Source organism: Ligilactobacillus salitolerans (assembly GCF_003864415.1).
Taxonomy (GTDB): domain Bacteria; phylum Bacillota; class Bacilli; order Lactobacillales; family Lactobacillaceae; genus Ligilactobacillus; species Ligilactobacillus salitolerans.
Genome location: NZ_BFFP01000005.1, coordinates 20,923 through 41,402, shown reverse-complemented (window position 1 = coordinate 41,402; position 20,480 = coordinate 20,923). Strand labels below are relative to the sequence as shown.

General features: G+C 39.8%; 12 protein-coding genes. 2 read left to right on the top strand and 10 right to left on the bottom strand.

Annotation, left to right across the window (positions count from 1 at the left end):
- The first annotated feature begins 251 nt into the window (after positions 1-251).
- Both LFYK43_RS02475 and LFYK43_RS02470 read left to right on the top strand, forming a co-directional pair.
- Positions 252-1,013 carry an SDR family oxidoreductase gene (locus tag LFYK43_RS02475; protein ID WP_124975096.1) on the top strand — a complete coding sequence of 254 codons (762 nt, stop codon included), beginning with the start codon at positions 252-254 and terminating at the stop codon, positions 1,011-1,013.
- A gap of 319 nt (positions 1,014-1,332) precedes the next feature.
- The gene (locus LFYK43_RS02470) at positions 1,333-1,728 is read left to right on the top strand and encodes a hypothetical protein (protein ID WP_124975094.1); all 396 of its coding nucleotides are present in this window, start codon (positions 1,333-1,335) and stop codon (positions 1,726-1,728) included.
- 118 nt (positions 1,729-1,846) lie between these two features.
- Here the strand turns inward: LFYK43_RS02470 and LFYK43_RS02465 are convergent, their stop codons facing one another.
- The 10 genes from LFYK43_RS02465 to LFYK43_RS02420 all read right to left on the bottom strand — a co-directional run bounded on the left by LFYK43_RS02465 (position 1,847) and on the right by LFYK43_RS02420 (position 19,706).
- Positions 1,847-2,746 carry an ROK family protein gene (locus LFYK43_RS02465; protein WP_124975092.1) on the bottom strand — a complete coding sequence of 300 codons (900 nt, stop codon included), beginning with the start codon at positions 2,744-2,746 and terminating at the stop codon, positions 1,847-1,849.
- Positions 2,743-4,392 carry a peptide ABC transporter substrate-binding protein gene (locus LFYK43_RS02460; protein ID WP_124975090.1) on the bottom strand — a complete coding sequence of 550 codons (1,650 nt, stop codon included), beginning with the start codon at positions 4,390-4,392 and terminating at the stop codon, positions 2,743-2,745. Before LFYK43_RS02460 ends, LFYK43_RS02465 begins: the two co-directional genes overlap by 4 nt.
- 30 nt (positions 4,393-4,422) lie before the next feature.
- Positions 4,423-5,712 (bottom strand): Sapep family Mn(2+)-dependent dipeptidase, encoded by a 1,290-nt coding sequence (locus LFYK43_RS02455; protein WP_124975088.1) that lies wholly within the window; start codon positions 5,710-5,712, stop codon positions 4,423-4,425.
- Positions 5,713-5,736: 24 nt separating this feature from the next.
- Positions 5,737-6,681, bottom strand: coding sequence for a glycosylasparaginase (locus tag LFYK43_RS02450; protein ID WP_124975086.1), 945 nt, complete (start codon positions 6,679-6,681; stop codon positions 5,737-5,739).
- A 378-nt stretch (positions 6,682-7,059) separates the two neighbouring features.
- Entirely contained in the window at positions 7,060-8,544 is a 1,485-nt protein-coding gene (locus LFYK43_RS02445; protein ID WP_229717900.1) for an ADP-ribosylglycohydrolase family protein, read from the bottom strand.
- 73 nt (positions 8,545-8,617) lie between these two features.
- On the bottom strand, positions 8,618-9,124 hold the full coding sequence (locus LFYK43_RS02440; protein WP_124975084.1) for a hypothetical protein: 507 nt from the start codon (positions 9,122-9,124) through the stop codon (positions 8,618-8,620).
- A 116-nt stretch (positions 9,125-9,240) separates the two neighbouring features.
- Entirely contained in the window at positions 9,241-12,003 is a 2,763-nt protein-coding gene (locus LFYK43_RS02435) for an SIR2 family protein (protein WP_124975082.1), read from the bottom strand.
- A gap of 461 nt (positions 12,004-12,464) precedes the next feature.
- Positions 12,465-16,862, bottom strand: coding sequence for an Eco57I restriction-modification methylase domain-containing protein (locus tag LFYK43_RS02430; protein WP_124975080.1), 4,398 nt, complete (start codon positions 16,860-16,862; stop codon positions 12,465-12,467).
- A 54-nt stretch (positions 16,863-16,916) separates the two neighbouring features.
- A complete protein-coding gene (locus LFYK43_RS02425) occupies positions 16,917-17,642 on the bottom strand; it encodes a DNA methyltransferase family protein (protein ID WP_124975078.1) in 726 nt (241 codons plus the stop codon).
- 258 nt (positions 17,643-17,900) lie between these two features.
- Positions 17,901-19,706, bottom strand: coding sequence for an N-6 DNA methylase (locus LFYK43_RS02420; RefSeq protein WP_124975076.1), 1,806 nt, complete (start codon positions 19,704-19,706; stop codon positions 17,901-17,903).
- Between the last annotated feature and the right edge of the window lie 774 nt (positions 19,707-20,480).

Sequence of the window (20,480 nt, the reverse complement as noted above, 5' to 3'; positions counted from 1 at the left end):
TATTTTTTTGTTTACATTCATATTGATTTCCCCTAAGCTGAGCAAATTGATTGCAAACTAATTTATCTGATTGACTGATTACACGTCTCCTCAAAGCGAGTTTATTTTTTTGTATAAGATGATCTTTGAACGTTTTTTAAACGAAATTTTTAATTTAAATAAATGTTCCTTTCAAAGTGAATCATATAGAAAAAATGCTATAATAAGTTTGTGAATTATTTTACAAGCATATTTTTGAGGAGGAAAAAGTTATGGTTAAATTTGATTTTTCTGGTAAAACAGCCATTGTAACTGGTGCTGCTGGTGGAATTGGGGCAGCGACAGCTAAACTCTTTGGTCAAAGCGGCGCCAATGTCCTTATTGGCGACATTGATCCCAACGGGCAAAATATAGCGCAAGAAATTAAGGATGCTGGTGGAAAAGCAATCTTTATTAAGACAGATGTAGCCGATTCATCCTCCGTTAAAAAACTAGTCGACCAAGCTATTCAAACATATGGTGGAGTTGATGCAGCATTTAATAATGCCGGCATGGCAAATCTGCCAGGCAAGGCCTCTGATATGCCAGAAGAAGAATATGATAAAGCCATGAATGTTGACGCTAAAGGTGTCTTCTTATGTATGAAATATGAACTAGACTATATGCGTAAACATAATGGTGGTGCAATTGTAAATACTTCTTCAATCTCCGGTCTGAGTGCCAAGCCTGACAACATGCTGCCATATATCGCAGCCAAGCATGCGGTAATTGGAATGACAAGAGCTGCGGCTTTCGATCATGCCAAAGAAGGCATCAGAGTAAACACAATTGCTCCCGGACTAATTGAAACTGAAATGATAGAGGGTTACAAAGATACCCCCGAAAAATGGGCAGAAATGACAGGACTTAACCCTATGAATACTGCTGGAAAACCAATCGATGTTGCGAACATGGTATTGTTCTTATGTTCTGATGTCTCTAAATTTACGACAGCAGCCGTTATTTCTGTTGATGGCGGACAAGCAGCTCTCTAAGCACCAAAATATTCGCTTAAATAATCTCTGCACCGCTTCTGTAGCCCTAGACTTAGACGAAGAATACGGCGCTAGTTACAGCAACTACACCCGTATTAACCTCCTTGGATAAACCTATCAGATGCACTCAGGCTGATTCAAATGACCTTCAAAAAGATTCAGTCATAGTCGAAAACCTGCAAGCTAACACGTCAGAAAGTGTTACCTTGCAGGTTTTTTGTGTCCTAGTTGCCAAAAAAGTTACATTTTTCCTTCTTGCTTTTTCTAAAACAATACTATATATTGTATAATATAATACATTATAGGAGCGAACCTACCCATGTTGAAAAACACAATTAAACAAAACAAATTACTAATTCTGACTCTAGGAACTATCGCTGCATTGCGTCCCTTAACTAAAATCACGGGGTTGATCCACCTTTTCCCAACGGATAGAGTGGGCAGCATCATTTTGACGATTTTGATCTCAGTCATCTGGCTTGGAGCTGTGCTCTTTAAACGAGTTGATCATCCGGTCATCGTATTAGCGGCTTCCGGTCTAGTTTATGCCATCTGGGCAATCATTTTAAGTGTAGTTTTATCGCCACTATTAACTGGCAGCTTGCAGGGACCGATCACGAACCCCTTCGCACTGGTAAGTGTCATCGTGACTAATCTTGTGTGGGGCGCAGTGGTTGGCCTCTTAGCCATGCCTTTTGTACGCATGAAGAACTAGCAAAAGCTTGGAATCCGGCTGCTGCCAAAGTTTCACTGGCTGGGTCAGCACAAAAAAAGGCAGCGCCTTGTCTTGATTCAAAAATCAAAACAGGTTCTGCTCCTTTTTATGCATTTAATCAGATCAGCGGCACAACTGCCCCAACCAAATTGGCATCGTTATACAAACGAGCGGCAACCACTAAAGGCATGGTCATTGTCCTGTGGGCAAGCGGGTCACTTTCAAAGTACTCCAGCAAACTCTCATTTATCTTTTCGATCAACAAAGGCTGGCGACTAATGCCGCCGCCGATCACAACCTGCTCCAAATCTAGGATCGTTTGGATATTATAGATGATCGTAGCCACGTGTCGACAAAAGTGGTTAAATTCTCCCACGGCAAATGGTTCGCCTTCCTGGATCTGCTTGAAAACTGCTTGCCCGGTATAAGGTTCTGGCAGTTGCAAGTGGAGTGAAATCTGCTTAACCATTTCTGTGACCGATAAGTCTGCAGCAGTCTTCGCTCTCCCTGTTGCAGAATCATCCAAGACCATAAAGCTTGGTTCCCCAGCGACAAAATGTGCTCCGTGCACCAATTGATCCTGGACAAAAACCGCGGCACCCAGGCCAGTCCCTAGAACGATCATCGCCCCATTAGCGACTCCTTTTAAATTCCCGCATCTCTTTTCAGCCAGAGCTGCACAATTACCATCATTTTCGATGACAAACGGGACCTGGTATTTTCCCGCTAACTCGTCCAGAAATTCGACGTTCTCGAGATAAGCCAACCGCGCCGATGAAACGATCACCTGCCGCTTAACATCCACTACACCCGGGATACTCAAGCCCACGCCACTAATTTGGTGGACATTTTGCTCGATGATCTGAGTTAAGCCTTCCAAAAAGCTCTCTTTATCAGCAAACTTATTTTCAATTTCCTGTCTGTCAGTCACCAACCCTTGCTCATCTACCAAGGCAGTTTTGATAAAGGTCCCGCCAATGTCAATCGCCAAAAAGTTTTTCTTATCTTCTCCCATCATTTGGAAATCGACACACCCTTGTAGTTATGTGCTGGGCCGGCAGAATTTTCGATCAAGCCTTTGACCTTAGGATTTCTCAGATAAGAGTAAGCTTTCTGATAAAGCGGGATCGTTGCTTGATCATTCAGCAAGAGCTTTTCAGCCTTGACCATGTTATTCCAGCGCACTTGCTGGTCATTGGACGGATTATTGTTGATCTCATCGATCAGCTTGTTGAAGGCTGCATTATCGTAATCACCTGCATCCCCAGAGTTGCCCTTTTGGTAAAGGTTCAAGAACGTGATCGGGTCAGAGAAGTCTGCGCCCCAACCAGAAATCACAATATCAAAGTTGCGTTTTTCAGAACGGGAGATCCTGATCGTCTTCGGCACGCTGTTAATATCGACCTTCATCCCCGGCAGGTTATTTTCCCAAGCACTTTGGACAAATTCAGCGGTCTGCTTATTTGTGTCATCGTCGTCACTGAGCAGCTTCACGTTTAAGCCTGTTTGGCCGATCTCTTTTAAACCTTTCTTCCAATACTCTTGAGCGAGCTTTTTATTGTAAGCAACGCCTTCCTTGACATAAGCTTCAGAGGCGAAGTCTTCCCCTGTTTTGGGATTTTTGGCGAGGTTGGCAGTCACGAACCCTTTGGCAGGATCAGACCCGTCTGTCAAAACCTTGCCGGTCAATGATTTCCGATTCAGTGACAGGGACAAGGCTTTGCGAATGTTAATGTTATTAAAGGCTTTCTTTAAAGTCTCGGAAGACGGCGAGCTCCGGTTGAATTGCAAATAAAGCGAAGTTGCAGTCTTCGTCTTCACATAATCCTTCGAGCTCTTTTTATTGGCCACTTGATTGCCCATCAGCATCGTTTGGTCCAGCTTCTTGGTCTGATACAGGTTCAAACCAGTTGAAGGTGATTTAACGGTTTGGAAATTAACGGCATCCAAGTGGACGTTTTTCTTGTCCCAGTATTTGGTGTTTTTGACGAGTTTCCACTTAGAATTGGTGCCATTCCAACCAACAATTTTGAACGGACCATTAGCGACCGTCCGGCTGGCATTCGTGCCATACTTCTTGCCGTATTTTTCAACCACGTTTTGGTTTTGCGGGTAGAAGACCGGCATTGCCAACAAGAGTTTAAAGTAAGCGATCGGGTGGTCCAGCTTGACTTGCACCTTGTACTTGCCTAAAGCTTTGATCCCCAGAGTCTCTGGTTTCTTCTTATTGGCGATGATGTCATCGGCATTTTCCACTCCGGAATATAAGTAGGCATAAGCCGAGGTTGTCTTCGGGTCAACGGTCCGGCGCCAGCCATAGACAAAGTCCTGCGCCGTGACTGGATCGCCATTGCTCCATTTGCCGTCTTTTCTTAACGTAAAGGTATATGTTTTACCATCTTTGGAAACTGCGATCTTTTGAGCCAGTTCCTTTTCGATCTTATTATTTTTGCCGATCTGCAAGAAACCTTCGCCCGTATTTTCTAGCAGCTGCATGCTGGTCGTGTCTGAAGCCAGGGACGGATCCATTGATGCAATGTCACTGTTGACCGATAAATTCATGGTCTGCTTGTTACTCGAATCCTTCGAGTTGCCGCAAGCCGTGAGCACTAAGGCACTACACACAGCAACAACCGGTAATAACCATCTTTTTAAGCTTTTCATTATCAAAGCACCTCGCTATCAAATTTTAAGTTAGAGCTCTTGAGCCAATTTTTTCATTGCCAAATAATCGATTTGAATCATCTTTTGCCAATCTGAAACTTTGAGCCATTCATTTTCCTTGTGCGCGATCCCGCGTTGTCCGGGAAAGGACGGACCAAAGGCCACGATGTTAGGCAGCGAGCGTGCATATGTAACTCCAGTCGTTGTCACTGGGCTGCCATCTGTGTGCGTGACTTGTTCATAAACGTCTTGCATGATTTGGATCATCGGCTGCTTGCGGTCAACTAACAACGGTGCGACTTCACTGACGACCTTTAACTGTGCTCCTGCTGGCAAATTTTGCTTTAACTTCTGCAACAAATCTTCTTTCTGCAAAGTAACAGGGTACCGAATCGTCAGGCTTAACTGTAAAAGACCGGCCGACAGCTCCATTCCCCAGAGACTGAGTTGTAACTCGCCCGACTCATCCTGATAGGCCACCCCTAAATTTTCACCAGTCGTATCTGCACTGATCTGACTGATCCAGGCCAGATATTTGCCAAACTGACCAGGCAGCTTCTGCCCATCCAGCGCGATTTTTCGAATAACATTGTCGCCTAATTCTGGTGCGTTACTGGGGGATTTTTTCCCGACGTAATCTTGGACTGATCCATCTTTCAAATGGACTTCTGCTGCATCTGGAATGTAACTGGCCGCAAAATTACCGCTGATTTTATCCCAAGCGATTTCTTCAGCAAACGGCAGGTCAACTTGCAGCCGAAGCATGCCCCGCTCGGCATAGACCACCGGGTACTTGCCATCAGGCGTAAATCCCCCCAACGGCGGTTTCTCTGCTTGCAAATAAGCTGGAATATCCGCGCTGCCAGATTCTTCATCGGTGCCAAAAATTACGCGAATGCTGTGTTTCAAACTAACCTGGTGCTTTTTCAACAGAGATAAGGCAAATAATGCTCCTAAGATCGGTCCTTTGTTGTCTAGGACACCGCGACCATACATATAGCCATCTTTGACCGTTAGTTGGTACGGAGGAGTCGTCCAGTTTTCACCCGCCTGAACCACATCCAAATGGCCCAAGACTGCAATATATTCATCATCTTGCCCATCTAGTTGGGCCCAGCCAACTTTGTTAGCAACTTGTCCAGTCTTTAATCCCAACTGCCTGGCAATTTCCAAAGCTTGCTCTAAGGCCGCCTTTGGACCGGCTCCATATGGTGCCTGAGCAGTTGGAGCACCCTTCACGCTGGGGATCTGGATGACTTGTCCCAGCAATTCCTGATAGTGCTGCAAATTATCCGCGATTTCTTGTTCCACACGTTCCATTGATTTAGACCACCTCACCTGATCTTATTTTTGGATCCTGGCATAATAATCTTTGATCCACTCTGCTGACGCTTGGCTAATAGCAACTTGATGATTTGCTTGCGGCTGCGCCAAGTAAAGAGTCGGCTCTTCCTTTTCAGTGGCAACTGCAAATTGGAAATCGACATTGGTCGCACAGGCGTAATTCCCGTTTTTGTCCAAAGCAATATAGGAGAATTCTCCCACTTGTCCATTACGCTGGCCCAGAAGATCGACAAAACCATAGACTGCCTTATTCAAAGCCTCCTGGACGTTGTAACCAGCCTGCATTAGATGCAAAGTTTCAAAACAAATTGGGCGTTTCATCATATCTTCGCCAAGACCAGTCGCAGCCACCCCGCCAAGCTCACTATCAACGTAAAAACCATTGCCAGCTTGGGGCGAATCACCCACCCGGCCGGGATGTTTCATGAATAAACCAGAAGTGGAAGTTCCAACTGCCATACTGCCTTGCTGATCAAGAGAAACAAAACAAACAGTGTCATGCCCGTCATAAGGCGTTAACCTGCCAGTTTTGGCGACTTCTTCTTGCCGCTTTTCCCACAGCCCAGTCGCACGCGGAGTCAACATTTTCTTGCGTGCAAATCCCTGTTCTTCGGCATATTTTTCAGCACCTTGAGCAACCAAAAAATTATTGACTCGCTCCTGACTCAAACGCCGACTGACTTGGATCGGGTTGGCAATGTCTTTGACTCCAGCAATCGCGCCAATTTGGAAGTTGTCGCCGTTCATGAAGGCAGAATCCATTTCCAATTCACCGGCAGAATTCGGCAAGCCACCATAACCCACAGACTTAAAATAGGGATAATCCTCCACCGTGCTAACGGCTTGTTCCACCACATCACCGCAGTTATCACCGTTCTTTAATCGTGGCACCGCACTCTTTACACCCTTCAGTGCCATCGACCAGGTACCAATCAACCCATACATAGCATCACAGCTTTCTAATGAATTTATATTCACTCTCTAAACTTATTAGAATAAGCTGATAAAGTCAATTATTATGAACCTAAAAAAAGTGCTGACGATTTTACTCATCAACACTAAAAACATGCAAATCTAAAAATTACTAATTCCTTGAATAGTCGCGGCAAAGCAAACTTTCATCAGAAACGAAGCAGGTGTGTTATGATCTTAATTGTGGTAAAGCAAGTAGTCTTAGGATTTGTAGATCGTAATTTTATTATTACTATCTCGGGACTTGCCAGTGAGTTGATGTGTGGAGGCAGTTAAGTCGTAAGTCCTTCTAGCTAGAAATCGGTTTTAGGCTCACAAAAGCGAAATGCAAAACAGCATTTCGCTCTTTTTTTATCCTAAAACCCAAGACAAATACTGTTGATTTACCTCATTAACGACCATTTTGCATGCCATTTTAGCAATGACATCTCTCTCGGCTAGTTGTTCAACAAACTCTTGCGGCCACCAGTAATTCTCAGGCTGACAGATCCCCACGATTTGCCCTGCAACAGCCCCAGTGGAATCAGAATCACCATCATGGTTAACGGCTGCTTCAATTGCTTTGATGGGCTGATTTAAGTATCTAGCAGTACAGTAAATAGCTATGGCCAAAGTCTCTTCGGCCACCCAGCCCTGACCTAAACTTTCAATATTTTTTTGATCAGACTCAGAGTTTTGCGCTAAGCTGACCGCTCGTTTGATCAAAGCCACAAAATCAGCCAAACTTGCATAATCTGCAAACTGTTCCTGCACAACTTGCAGGGCTTCTTGGAGACACTTGGATAGTTGCGGACGTTCTTCAATGTGCAAATCTAATTCCAGTTTCAACAAGACTGCTAAAGTTGCAGAAGCCAGCGTACTCATCTCGTGACCATGGGTCAACGCACTATTTTGAGCAGCCGCTAAAGCAACTTGATGTAAATCCTGCTGACCAGACATCAAACCAATGGGAGCAATCCGCATCAAAGCTCCGCAGCCTTTACTTTGATTGATTGGCTGGTCCAACTTTCCTGGCTGATCACGCATGATGGTCATTAAACAAGTTCGTCCCGGTTCTCGACTAGCGAACATTTCAGGAAAATCAACCAGCCAAGAAACCGGCTCATGACTCATCTCAGCTTTGTCCGCTTTAAACTGAGTATCTAGCCAGTCTTGGTAACAAGCCCAGACTTTGTCATTTCCTTTGCTCGAAAGCAAGAGACCATTGGCAGTAAACAAAGTTAACTGCGTATCGTCTGAAATCAACGGTACTCCTTGAAAATTAGCAAAACTGATCCCAGAATCACCATATTTTTTCTGGATCTCTTCCAAGCTCGAAAACTCAACTGGGTAACCAAGTGCATCACCTAGTGCACCACCAAGTAAACAATTATTAGTTGGCCATTCTATATAATCCACACGTGCTATTTCTCGGGTAGAGTGTTGCAAGGATTGATCCACCCGAGGAGATTCTTCTAACTTCTTATAAGACAGCGAGAAGACGATTCCACTTCCCTGAATAAACTCAATTTTAAAACCCAGTAAGTTCTGAGAGGTTTTTATTTCAGCGTCTTCTGTGTCTTCAACATCAAGCCCCATTCCAACACACCAAGCCCATTCTTGACTATGGTTGATGCGATAATAATCTATTGTAAAATCAGCATCCGTCTGAACTGTCAAATCCCCGGACCTAGAGAAATACGGCAAATGGGGTATGATGATCATTCCCGCACTAACACTCTCACCATCTTTTGAATTACGGTTAAAATCTGCAGTCACATCAATTGGCGAAAAATCTATCGTGGTTCCATCCAGCTCTAGCCAGAAATTACCAAATGGAGTGCTTAACTTTTTCACAAAATACACCTACTCTCTTTACTTGCCCAAACTTCTAAAAGAAGCTAACCACACAGAACGTAAAAATCAAAATTTAGTCATTATTACCAAATCTGGAGCTTGCGATATCCATTAAATCCATCGAGAAATACAAAGATAGATCGTTACCTTTGGAGAGTTTCCTTCGATTCTTGTATGAAACTTCAAACAGGACATCATCTGGCAATACCTTATCACCCAGTTCAATTGAAGGAAGTTCAAGTTCAGAAACCGAATAGTAACTCTCAAGATTTTGCATTGGCAAAAAAATTCCGCCAGCAAAATTCCATTCTTCGTTATGCCACTCAAATCCGTCATAACGTTCATCCGATACACGATCCACAGGCATAACAGAAGTATGCAAATCAACGTCTGATTTTAAGCTAATAATCCCTCGTTTTATTCCTCGTGGTATGTGTGGTTTAAGCACTACCGCTGAATCGATGGAATATTTAGTGTTATCATTATTAAAGTTTTTGGTCAGATCCATCTTTTCAAGCCTGATTTTGATGCCGTTAAATTCAAGCCAGAAATTACCAAATGGCGTGTTTAAGTAATTCAAAACTTTTCACCATCCTTAGCTACATAATGCTAGTACCTCTAAAATCGCATTTGATATGGCAGATTCATTAAATCTAATTTTCTCTTTAAATAGGTCCGTTAAGCATTGCTTACCTATCATTCTTTGAACTCTATCTTACCTTTCATCGCTTGATCGATAAGCCATTCGTCAAGTATTTTTGCTTCTTCGTCCGTTTTACCATAAAACTTTTTTACCCAATTAAAGTCGTTATATTTTTCAACGAGCTTAAAAATCACTTCATCTGAATATATATTTAAAAACTTCCAATCAAATTCAGGCAAGACGCCCTTTAAATCGTCAAAATCTACTTTGCTTTTCACCTGTTCCAAAGTGAAGTAACCATTTTGAATAAAGTTAAACAACATACGAACCCCTTCCTCTTTAGGATTAGGTATAATTCTTGCTAAGGGTTCATTATTCGAATTCAATTTTTCAACCACAAAACCTAGTATAATATCTTTTTTTGAATTAAATCCATAAATCTTGTGTATGGCTATTTCAGTTACAAAACCAATGTTTAATTCATTCTCATTGACTTTCTCATATTTTGTGAAAATTTGTTGTAACAATTTTTGTTGTTTTGTGCTTAAATACTCGTAAAAGTTCACTATAAAATTTTCATATCGTGTTATTTCAGTTAACTCTTCAGGTACATAATTGATTAATTCAAGGCTTTTTTGAAGGCTTTCAGGTTTAACAATAAGTTCTGGACTTTTTTTAAAAACCAAATCAATTAATTGAACATATAAAAAATATTTTTTTTCGTAAAATTCTTTAGTAGCGCTGGTATCTTCAAACAAAAGTATTTGATTCAAAATATCATTAAGAGCTGCCACCAAATCGACATATTGGTCTTCGGAAATTTTATCTTTTAAATTAACAATTATGCGTAATAGATTGGCAACATCACCATGAGTATGAAAATTGATAGGTATTTCTTTTAATAAGTCAACTATTTTATTAACGCTTTCTATCTTTAAATACGATAAGAATTTTATATATATTTTCAGCTGGCTATTTTTGTCCTGGTCATAATTATCATGTATTTCTTTTGATAAACTTGAAATCTTAGTAAAAATATATTCAAGAACATCATCATCAACTTCTAGATCTTTTATCCCATAACTTTCAAACAATGCGGGAATATTTTTTATATCCATGTAGGGAATAATATTTTTTATATCATCTAGCTGAAATCTTTTCATGATGGAAGATGTTTCTGAAAAATCATTCTTAGCTTTTTGTTGTGAATTATCATATGCGATTAAAAGACATTCAAAGTATCTGTTAACAACATCTTTAAATTTCCTATATTGAAAAACGGTTATACAATTTGCTGTAATAAATGTTAATAATTCTTGGAACTCAAACTTGGCGAGAGGTAAATTTGAGTTCCAAGAAATCCCTCCTTCTTTGTAGTTATTTCGTTCATTCCTAAGTTTGTCAAGTAATCTATTCATTTTACTGAATTTTTTCGTAATAAATCCAAAGTTCTCAATATTGTCTTGAAAAAATTGACAAAGTTTTTTTGTTCGTTCATTACCATTATTTTTCAATGATTCAATTATTTTGTTTGGATCGTTAATTCCTGTTATTGGTTCAGGTAACGCCTGCAGTGTCCCTTCAAAACTAGAAAAAACTCCAATATGATTAACGTTGAACTCTGCAAGTAAATAATTCCAGTAATCTTTATTTTTAAATGAATAGTTCGCAATCTCTCTAAATTTTAGCCTAGCTTCCTCGTACTTATGGTTTAGATACAGCTCATATGCATCGTGTAATACCTGATTCTTTAAAACATTCACGTCTTCCTTGCTCTGATAGCCTAAGAAAGAATGAAAGAATGTTTTCTCATCTATAAATTTTATTAGTTTATCCTCGTTACCTTTTTTAAAAAATTTAGAATCTTCATTTTCTTTATCTGTCCAACTTAACAAATCTGGTCTATACAAAAGAGCTTTCGATTTCAAATTAGAAACACTCACAACATCAGTTGTTTGTACAAAAGGCAAATTGTCTAAAAAATTAACATTATCCCACAGTTCTGTGGAGCTTTTTGGAATAACATTTTCAAATGAGAGGATATTTTTTAAAAAATCAATCGTAGCTTCTCCGAGGCAATCAGAGCTTGTTGTTTCATCGGAAATTACAGTAATTCCTTTGTGTTTATAGTACTCTTCTTTAGCTGAATTTTGCCTATCGGCAGTATAAAAATAAGCTTTTTTGGCATTTTCCCCAAAACTATCTTGGATTATCCGAAAAATGGAATTAAAGGTAGAATCATTCAAGGAGTACCCAATAAAAAGGACTGTATTATTCATAATCAAGGATTTGATCAATGTAGAAACCATGAAAAAGTTCTTCTCATAGTCTAAATAATCATCCTCTTTAAGGACGATGTTTTTTAAAGCCAAATCACCATGCATTTTTATCAGATAACGACCAGATTGAGCATATGGAATATCAGAATCTTGTTTAATAACCTCATACTTCTCAATGCTTGAGTCTATCTTATCCTCAATTAATGAGTCATAATTTGTTGTGATTATATGTCTTGGCCGGATTCTTAAAATCTGATTGTGAATTTCATTGGGATTAATGTTTATATCATTTTGCAGTACCTCTTGGATTTTCTGAAAATACTTTTGTTGTCCTACAGAATCATAATAATATTGAGCAACTTTTAAGTAATCATCTTCGTCCTGTAAATCCATTTCCTCTTTAAAAACGTTAATCAATTCGCTCCAACTTGGAAGGCCTGAATTTTTTGATACACCTGCACCAACAAAAAGTATTAAAGAGTTATTTCTTGCAGCCTCGTTAATGTGCTTTAATGCCATATTACTCGTCGAATTCACAACGACACCCCCTGCAATTTTGAGTTAAAAACCTTCACTAACCGCTTATAATATTCTTCACATCTTCCAGATAATCATCCGTGATCATCGGCGCAAGATATTGCCCGTCAATAGCATCCAGCATAACTTGCTCTTTTTGCTTCACAAGATTGTATATACTTTCATCAATAAAAGAAGAGTGTGGTTTATTACCCTTTAACTGCAAATAATAATAATTTGTTTTGTCTGAGGGCTTCAAACGTAAACTGTGTATTCTATCCCGTGACTGCAGCATAAAAGTGTAGCTTGATCAAGCTACCTTTTCATTAGTGGAACTGGTAGCTTCATTTATTTACTCCGATTCATTTTTTCAGTTCAAAAAATCATCCCATTTTTTATTGATGAGATGGTCATGCTATCAAATTTAGAGTTTAAAACTACTTCTGTTATTCAGCAAAGAAGAACAAAAAGAATGGTAATATTCATTTCTCACCACTGGTCAAATCTTGAATCGAAGTTTCAATTTTATTTCGTTCAGTCTTATTCAATTTATATTTGTTAAATAATTGTTCATCAATTTCTCTTAGTGTTTTGGACCAATCAATTTCATCGTTATTAAAATTTTGGATTGGAACAAATCTGTAAGTACTACGTGCAGCATCTTGACTGGACTTAGCTAAACTAACTAAATAACGTACAAATTTCGTGCGTAGATATTTAGCTAGATTTCTGGCTGTGTTATTATCAAGATTTATATCACCACCAATAACAATATATGTTTCAGTAACAATTTCTTTAGGTTTTCCAACAATCGTATTTAAATTATCGTCGTTTAATTCAGTGCCAATGTTATTTGCTCGTGCTGTAAACACTTTGTATTGATCGACCCATTCTAAATGTGATTTAATTTCCTTGCGTTCAACAAACCCGGATTTTGATTTTCCATAAACTTTGATAGGGTCTTTTAATTTAAATTCGTTTGAGAAAAATCGCTTATCGTTTATAAATGATCCGCCAAAACCAAAAGGTTTACGAGGTGATGCAATTTCTTCAATACTCCCGTTTTTATATGATATTTTATTCAAAATTTCTAGCGCTTCTATATCACGAATAAAGATATCTATATCGTTGGTTTTTAACGGACGATAAATATCTGACTTCACTTGATTATGCTCGACCGTAATGACCCGAACACCTTTCTTTGAATTAACATAGCTATCATCTCTTAAGAAAATACTTATCCCACCTCGAATATTAGTTTTTGGAAAAAGATCTTCTGGATTTTTAAAATCATACAATTGCTTAAGGTGGTTATCCGTCAGCATTTCATCGCGAAAATCATCCAATCCTTTACCACCAACAAACCAACGCGCTGGAATTATCAATGTTACATATGAAGTGGATAATTTTTTTGCTAGACGAACAAAATGTTGATATACAGGCGTTGCGCTCGCCCGAGCTCCACCATCGCTTTCTTGATATGGAGGATTTCCAATTACAACATCAAATTTCATATTACCAAAAGCCTCCTTTACCTTCTCGGTTGCATTATCAATATTATCCTTGGCAATCTCAACAATTCCATCGATATACTGAACATTGGTTTTAAAATCACGATATCCAGCTAAAGTCCTTTCAGCGATTGTTTTTGCCATTGGTGTTTTCGCCAACACATAAACATTTTCGGTTAAAACCTTTTGCCATAAATTATCCTCGTCCTGCGCGGTAAACTTACCTGCTTGGTCCGAATTCAATTTAGCAAAAGCCTTCCAATAAAGACTAACTGCTGCATATAAAGGATACAGACCCGTTTTAGAATTAATTTCCAATATCTTAGTATCAGGCTTGAAAGCTTCAGCTGTCTCAGTCGTTTCTACCCAATGGTTTAAAGGAACATTACCATCACGCATAGTTTCAAAATTATCATCAAAAAATGATAATCCACCAATTGTACTTGCCATATGACGATTAACTACATTCCAAGGAGTTAGAACTGTTTCTTTATCTGGATTTTTAAAAGTCCCAAAAATTATTGCCAATTCTTCTGCTCGTTGAATTGGTTCTAAAGCATCAAGTTGTTTAACTTTCCTCCGAATGATTCGACCTGCTTCGATGAAAACCTCAGGGTCATAATACTTTTTGAATTTAGCAAATTCACCTTTAGTAATTCCTTTGGGCATAAATTCTTCCCAAGACTGTTGATCTACCAACTTAATGAACTTATCTAAAGTAATGTCATCTGCTAAATCAGCTTTCATTCCGTAAATCATAAGGGGAATTCGAATCGAAATTCCACGTAGTACAGAAACCATCGTTTTCTTTTGCTTTTTTAGAGCGTTCATCTTATCAATTGCTTCTTGCTCTTCAGGAGTGCGTTCCTTTTTCTTCTTTTTCCTGCCTCGCTCTGCTGTATCGTACTCTTCATCTGAGAGTCCTTGATCATTTATAGCAACTTTGTTTTCAAGCTTTGTTTTCTTAGTCGAACCGACAATTGCCTGTAAGTTCTTGAAATCAGACAAGTCTGCCTCGGCAAGTTTTAAAAGTTCATCACTATATAAGGAATCATCATCGAAACCACTTCTCACTGCTTTTTCCGCATAAACACGTTTGATTTGAGTTAGTAACTTGTCAACATGGTACTCTTTCATCTCATTTCCATGCATTCCGATAATAGGCAAGAAATTCAAGAGCTTTTTCATAGCCTCTTTTTGCTCACCAGAGACTAACTTACCAGCACCGGTATTTAGACTGGTCGATTCTGCCATGACAGTCAAGGCACGATCAGGAGCAAAGTCAAAGATATAACAGTTCTCCTTCATTCCTTTTTCATCAGAATACGGTGTCTGGGCACGAAATGCTGCTTGCAAGTATTGCATCGCACTCGTAGTATTGTTTAGAAACATAATTGCTGTCCATTCAGGCACATTGACACCCGTTGTCAGGCGACGCACGGAAATGGTAATTGTTTTAGTTTGATATGCCTTGTCAGTGATTACTTTGCGTACCCGCTCAACGTCACTTTGGCCGCGATCATCATCTTCAACACTTTCGACCGTGTCACTCTTATCATTGTCAACAACATTAATAATTTTGTATTCTTTTCCGAAAACAGGGTGTTTTCTTAACAGATCAGTTAGAGCTTTCGCTTCCTTCACGCCTGGAACCAACCATAAAGTATGGCGCAGTTCATCACGATATGTTTGAGTCGAATACGGATAGTTAGTCTTCTCATCTTGAGTAGTAATTTCATTTAAGAAGTTATTAACGTCCTGTTCATGTGCAAAACTTCCATCCTCTTCAGTTCGGAAAAACTCTTTGAAGTTGAATGATTTTTGCTCATCCAAATAATCACGATTTTTCATCGCAAATGTATACATGGATACTTTTGGCAGCTTTTCGTACGGGTTCTTCTCGTTAGGATGTTCCACCTGCCATTTTGTCTTGGCTTCTTGCTCCATAACGTAATCCCAAGTAAAAACATGCTCTTCATCATAGTCATCGATTAAATTGAAGGGAGTTCCTGAAAGCTCTAAAGTCCGAGTCTGATCATTTGTAACAAGGTCCAAAACGTTATGGGCAAGGTCTGTTTGTGTTCCTTCATGTGCTTCATCGATAATAACCAAATCCCACTGAGTTGAAAAAATCAACTCATTTTTATCGCCTTGTTTGCCACCAGCCTCGGTGGAACCTCTCAAATCTTGAATACTTGCAAAGTAAATGAAAGGATTTTCAGACTCAACGAGATAGCCAAGCTGTTCTCCCTTGTTTTTTGAGCCGTACCGATACCCCGCCTTACTCATTTCCATTTTCCCGAAGTCTGTAAACCAACTATCAGAAACCACTGGCCGATGTGTCATTATTAAAACTTTTTTGTATTTTTCTTCTTTGATCAATTGTAAGGCAGCAACCGTCTTGCCAAAACGCATCTTGGCGTTCCAGAGCATTTTACCTGGCTTTTTGAAGATTTTTTGCGTTTGTTCAACTGCTTTTTCTTGTTCAGGACGCAATATAATTTGATTTTCTTGCTGAGGGCCATCAATCGCTGATTTTCCTTCTTTAACAGCGGCGATTGCCTTCTTAGCAGTTTCTAAATCAATCTGGAACCACTCTGCACCAGTAACCTTATCGGATTTATCGTAGTGAGATCTCTGTAAGACTTCATGAACATCATAATCATGGAACCATTCATGCTTTTTTTTATTCCAAGCAAGTTCAGTCCACTCAAGCACATATGGGACCCCTGAAGTTCTCATGTATTGATTTATTCGCTTGTCAGCGACCTGACGCAAATAATTACTATTTGGACTCCAGTCTGCCTCCATCTCATACTCAGGAGATGAAGCCTCACCAATTTTTTCTAAACCTTCATATGCTGGCCACATTCCATCTGAATTATTTGCAGTCTGGACATAAACTAGCTTCCGTTCTGCCATTGTCTGATATAGTTGTTCTTTAACTGGCTCTTTAAAGTTCAACTGTACTTTCTGGTCGTACTCGGTATTAACCAACCAGACCAAAGTTTCATAAAACTCATTCAGTGCATTCAATACTTCTTGCTTTGAAAATTGAGTTAAAGCCTCATGTGCTGCTTCATTGCCCTTGTTTTTCAAATTATAAAAAATATCTAAAAATTGCTGAGGCACCAAACGTTCCCTTTTTAACTGTCTCAAAACATCATTAAAGGTACTATTAAAAGGCAAGTCTAAAAAATGTTGATCGGCTATCATCCGTGCAGCATGCTCCAAGGATGTTCGGATCGCAATTAAAGCCGGTGTGAACATTTCATTAACATAACTTTTTTCAACTTGAACCGCTAATGGGTATAACTCCTGCAAGTCCTCGTCTACATTTAGTTTTAAAAATTCAAAATTGCTCTGCATCTACTCGTCCCCCTAATTTAAGGATTCTGTTACAGCCCATACTCTGTCTATTGTTTATGCAATTTCTTCGACTATCTGTTGACCAATATCAAGCAAATCAACAACTTTGTACCGCAGTTTTGGTACTTCTTCAGTGTCTTCTTCTTGCTCCTCATCAAGAGCAAATAAGTCAAGTTGTTCATCTTGATGCGCTGTTGAAGCTGAACCGTTGCTTTCATTTTGCTCAATAATATCTTCGAAAGTAGATTCAATTCTTTCAACTTTATGTTTACCATATTTTTTCGGTAAAATTTTCCATTCACTAAAAATAATTGGTGTGTTTTCTTGTGTTAGATGAGTTAAGGCATTTCCTTGAACCATATTAGCTGAAATAATCACCTTGGCACTTTGAAAGACTTTGTTACTATAGTTTCCAGAATACTTATGAATTGCATCATAATAATGCATTTCAAATTCACTCATAAGGTTCATGACCAACATTTCAACGTTATCTTCCAGCAACTCAATTCCGTAGAGAGTAGATAGACCTATCAGTGCATTTTCTTCATACTCTCGTAAAGAATTACTTTGCTGATAAGCCAAATTTAAGCGTCGATTTAAAATCTCGACTAGAAATGCACCCTCACCAGCGGAAGGTTCTAAAAAAGTCGCCCTTAAGTTTTCAGTTGCTTCTTTTATTCCAGGCTGATCTAACATTTTGTCAACGATCCATTTAGGAGTAAATACTTCACCGTGCTGTCTAACGCGTTCTTTGGATTTCATTAAAGGTTTCTCGTCCAATAGTTTGCCTCCTGATCATAAAACGTATCCTCACTCTATGGGGGATTTTTATTACAATTTAATTACGTAGCCGGCTTCAACATAGGCTTTAAAAAGCTGCAAGCTTTGCGGCAATTCATCTGATAATCTTATTTAATAATTGAATAGCTCTAATTTTCTCCGGACTTCAACTATCGACTTTTTAACTATTTTTATTATAAAGCTTTCTATAGATAATATCGGACAAAATCAAATTATTTTGAGATCCGTTTGAAAAAATTAGTTACTTTTTTCAAACAATTCTCCAATCCCGCTCGCTTGATAGAACTCATTCTTAGCCTGCTCCATTTGCAGCTGGATCTGCCTCAACTGCTCCTCCAAGCCATCCTTCTTTTCACGATAGTCAGCCACTGCTTGTGTTTGATTCGGCAAGATCGCCAGCTTTTTCAGTTGCTGCAGTGGGATTTGCTTGATCATGGTTCCAACACTAATGCCGCTCAACAATGCGCGACCAACTGGGCTGTTCAGATATTCAACCAACCACTGGCTATCCAGCTTTCCTTCAATCGGTCTGACTCCAATGATGTTTTGTGTCAACAAGACATTCGGGTGAGCCTCTGTCACTACAACGGCAGCTCTGAGCTCGCCCCTGATTGGCAAAAGAACATCGCCTTTTTGAACCTGATAATTTTCAACGCGAGTGTTAGCCTTGCCATTCGTCCGCGCCAACTGCGCATAATTAATTTTTCCTCCAGCGAGGTCTGAAATCTTGATCAATCCATAGCTGCCATCTGGTTCTTCATCACTGCTGGTGACGTTAAAGCCACGGTAGAGCTCGGCGACTTGTCCTAACTCAAGCATTGGCACCTGGCCGATTTTCTCCCGGTTTAACCTAATTTTTAGGTCTGGGCTGAGTTTAAAGACATCCTGCTCGATATACTGGTCAGGCACCAAGATCCCGTTATTTTTCGTGATCGTTTCGTTGTTCACCCAAGCGGAAACACCCTCTTTTTCCTGTCCTTGCTCAAGAATTTGCTTGATCTGCTGGTGTACTGCTTGGCTAAAATCAAATTTTTTCTTGGACAAATGCCGGGCATTGATCATCAACACTTGACCCTGGTGGCTTGTTTTATGCATCCTAAACAAGACAAGGACCCGAGGAACTCCACTGGCAACTTTGCGTTCATCCGGCAGGGCGATCACTGCTTCAATCAAATCAGCTGACACGATTTTTTCCCTGATCTCAGCGTCGATGTTGCCCCGAAAGACAGCCGAATTACTGAGATTAAAGATTGCGCGTCCAGTGTCGTTTAATACATCGAGGCCGCTCATCACATAAGCCCAATCAACTATGCTTGACGGCTTGCCAAAACGGTACCGCTCTTTATCCAGATCCTCTGGTCTCATGCGGCGATGCATTGGCGGTGAAGCCAAAGTCAGATCCACAACGCCATTAATTTTTGGACTCAGTTTTTCCTGTAAAACATCTTGGTGGAGAACTTGTACATTACCTGCCTGCCGCAGATATGACCTCACTTGCCCTGCTACATATGCTAACTGGTTTGGTTCTTGAGCATAGATTTGCTGATCAGGGTTGGCTGCTAATAACTCGCTGTACCTGATCCCTGTCCTGAAATACGGATCATAAATTTTTTCTTGTGGAGTTGGTGCCGCTAGTTCCATCATCAATTTTCCCGTTTGTGGGAAATCATCCAAAATACTGCCCCGCTTGCCAGCATTCTGCTGCATCTGACTCATCAGTTCTTCTAAAAATTCAGCATCCTCTTGCGGATCCAGGTACTTAACAAGGTCATAAACTTCGACCAAAACATTAGTCGGAATTGCTGCCAGCAGATCCTCGTCAGCAAGCCCAATAATTTTTGTTGGCTGGTCGACTTGCACCTTGGCAATTGCAGTCAATAGCTCTTCCTTATCTGCCAACATTAATTTGCGCAAGACTTCCTTATCTTCATGCCCGACATATAGCACCATGCAGATCACATGTAGGAACTGCTCTGGGCTGACTCCTGAACCCCGTAACTTGTTGGCTATGCTCCATAGCTTATTATTTATCTTTTCGTTCATTTAGTTTCTCCGTTCATTTTTGAAATCGGTTTACAAATTAATATTATAGGCTGATAGTTTCGTTTTGTCTAGTTAGTTTTTGTATACTAAGTTGGAAAAATATTTTTATTATCTTTGATCAATCTCGTAATGTGTTTCCTTTTTGATCAAAAGAAACCGAAAAAAACCGTATTCGCATTAACGAACACGGCTACGGATAGTTTATCCTAGTTTTTACTTTTGCCCCAGAAGAAAACACCCACAGCATGGGCGATGTTCATAATAATTAACGTAGTGACAGAACTAAGATTGAAAACTACGACTGAAGGCACCAGCAGTGATGCAAGCCAACAGGCGCCAAACGAGACAATAATTACGATTTCTATTCTAGATAAAGCACGCCCCTGCACTAAGAAAGGAATGGTGAGATCAAAATTAAAATCAATGATATTCTAAAACGTGAGTTAAAAGATCCAGAATTTGCCAAAAATTACCGTGCTGAAAAGGAACGTTCTGCCAGTGATCTTGCCTTATATTATGCACGTGAAGAAGCTGGTTTAACCCAAGAAGATTTAGCCAAAAAGAGCGGGAGTACCTCAATCTACCATCGCTCGCATTGAGCATGGCCTTCGATAATTTGGCAGAAATTGCGCACGCCACGGGCAAAACAATTAGGATCGAATTTACGAACTAAAGGTTGCAAGTTATAACGTACAGAGGCTTGGATTATTATCTAGTTGCTTTGGAAGCTGGCTCAATGTCGGGAAAAGATTAATCCGATTTGTTGCAGTCTGG

Bases quoted from the DNA above. Each gene is read 5' to 3' on its own strand.
- LFYK43_RS02465 (WP_124975092.1), bottom strand. From the start codon at position 2,746: ATGATGGGAGAAGATAAGAAAAACTTTTTGGCGATTGACATTGGCGGG.
- LFYK43_RS02475 (WP_124975096.1), top strand. From the start codon at position 252: ATGGTTAAATTTGATTTTTCTGGTAAAACAGCCATTGTAACTGGTGCT.
- LFYK43_RS02450 (WP_124975086.1), bottom strand. From the start codon at position 6,681: ATGTATGGGTTGATTGGTACCTGGTCGATGGCACTGAAGGGTGTAAAG.
- LFYK43_RS02455 (WP_124975088.1), bottom strand. From the start codon at position 5,712: ATGGAACGTGTGGAACAAGAAATCGCGGATAATTTGCAGCACTATCAG.
- LFYK43_RS02460 (WP_124975090.1), bottom strand. From the start codon at position 4,392: ATGAAAAGCTTAAAAAGATGGTTATTACCGGTTGTTGCTGTGTGTAGT.
- LFYK43_RS02420 (WP_124975076.1), bottom strand. From the start codon at position 19,706: ATGAACGAAAAGATAAATAATAAGCTATGGAGCATAGCCAACAAGTTA.
- LFYK43_RS02470 (WP_124975094.1), top strand. From the start codon at position 1,333: ATGTTGAAAAACACAATTAAACAAAACAAATTACTAATTCTGACTCTA.
- LFYK43_RS02430 (WP_124975080.1), bottom strand. From the start codon at position 16,862: ATGCAGAGCAATTTTGAATTTTTAAAACTAAATGTAGACGAGGACTTG.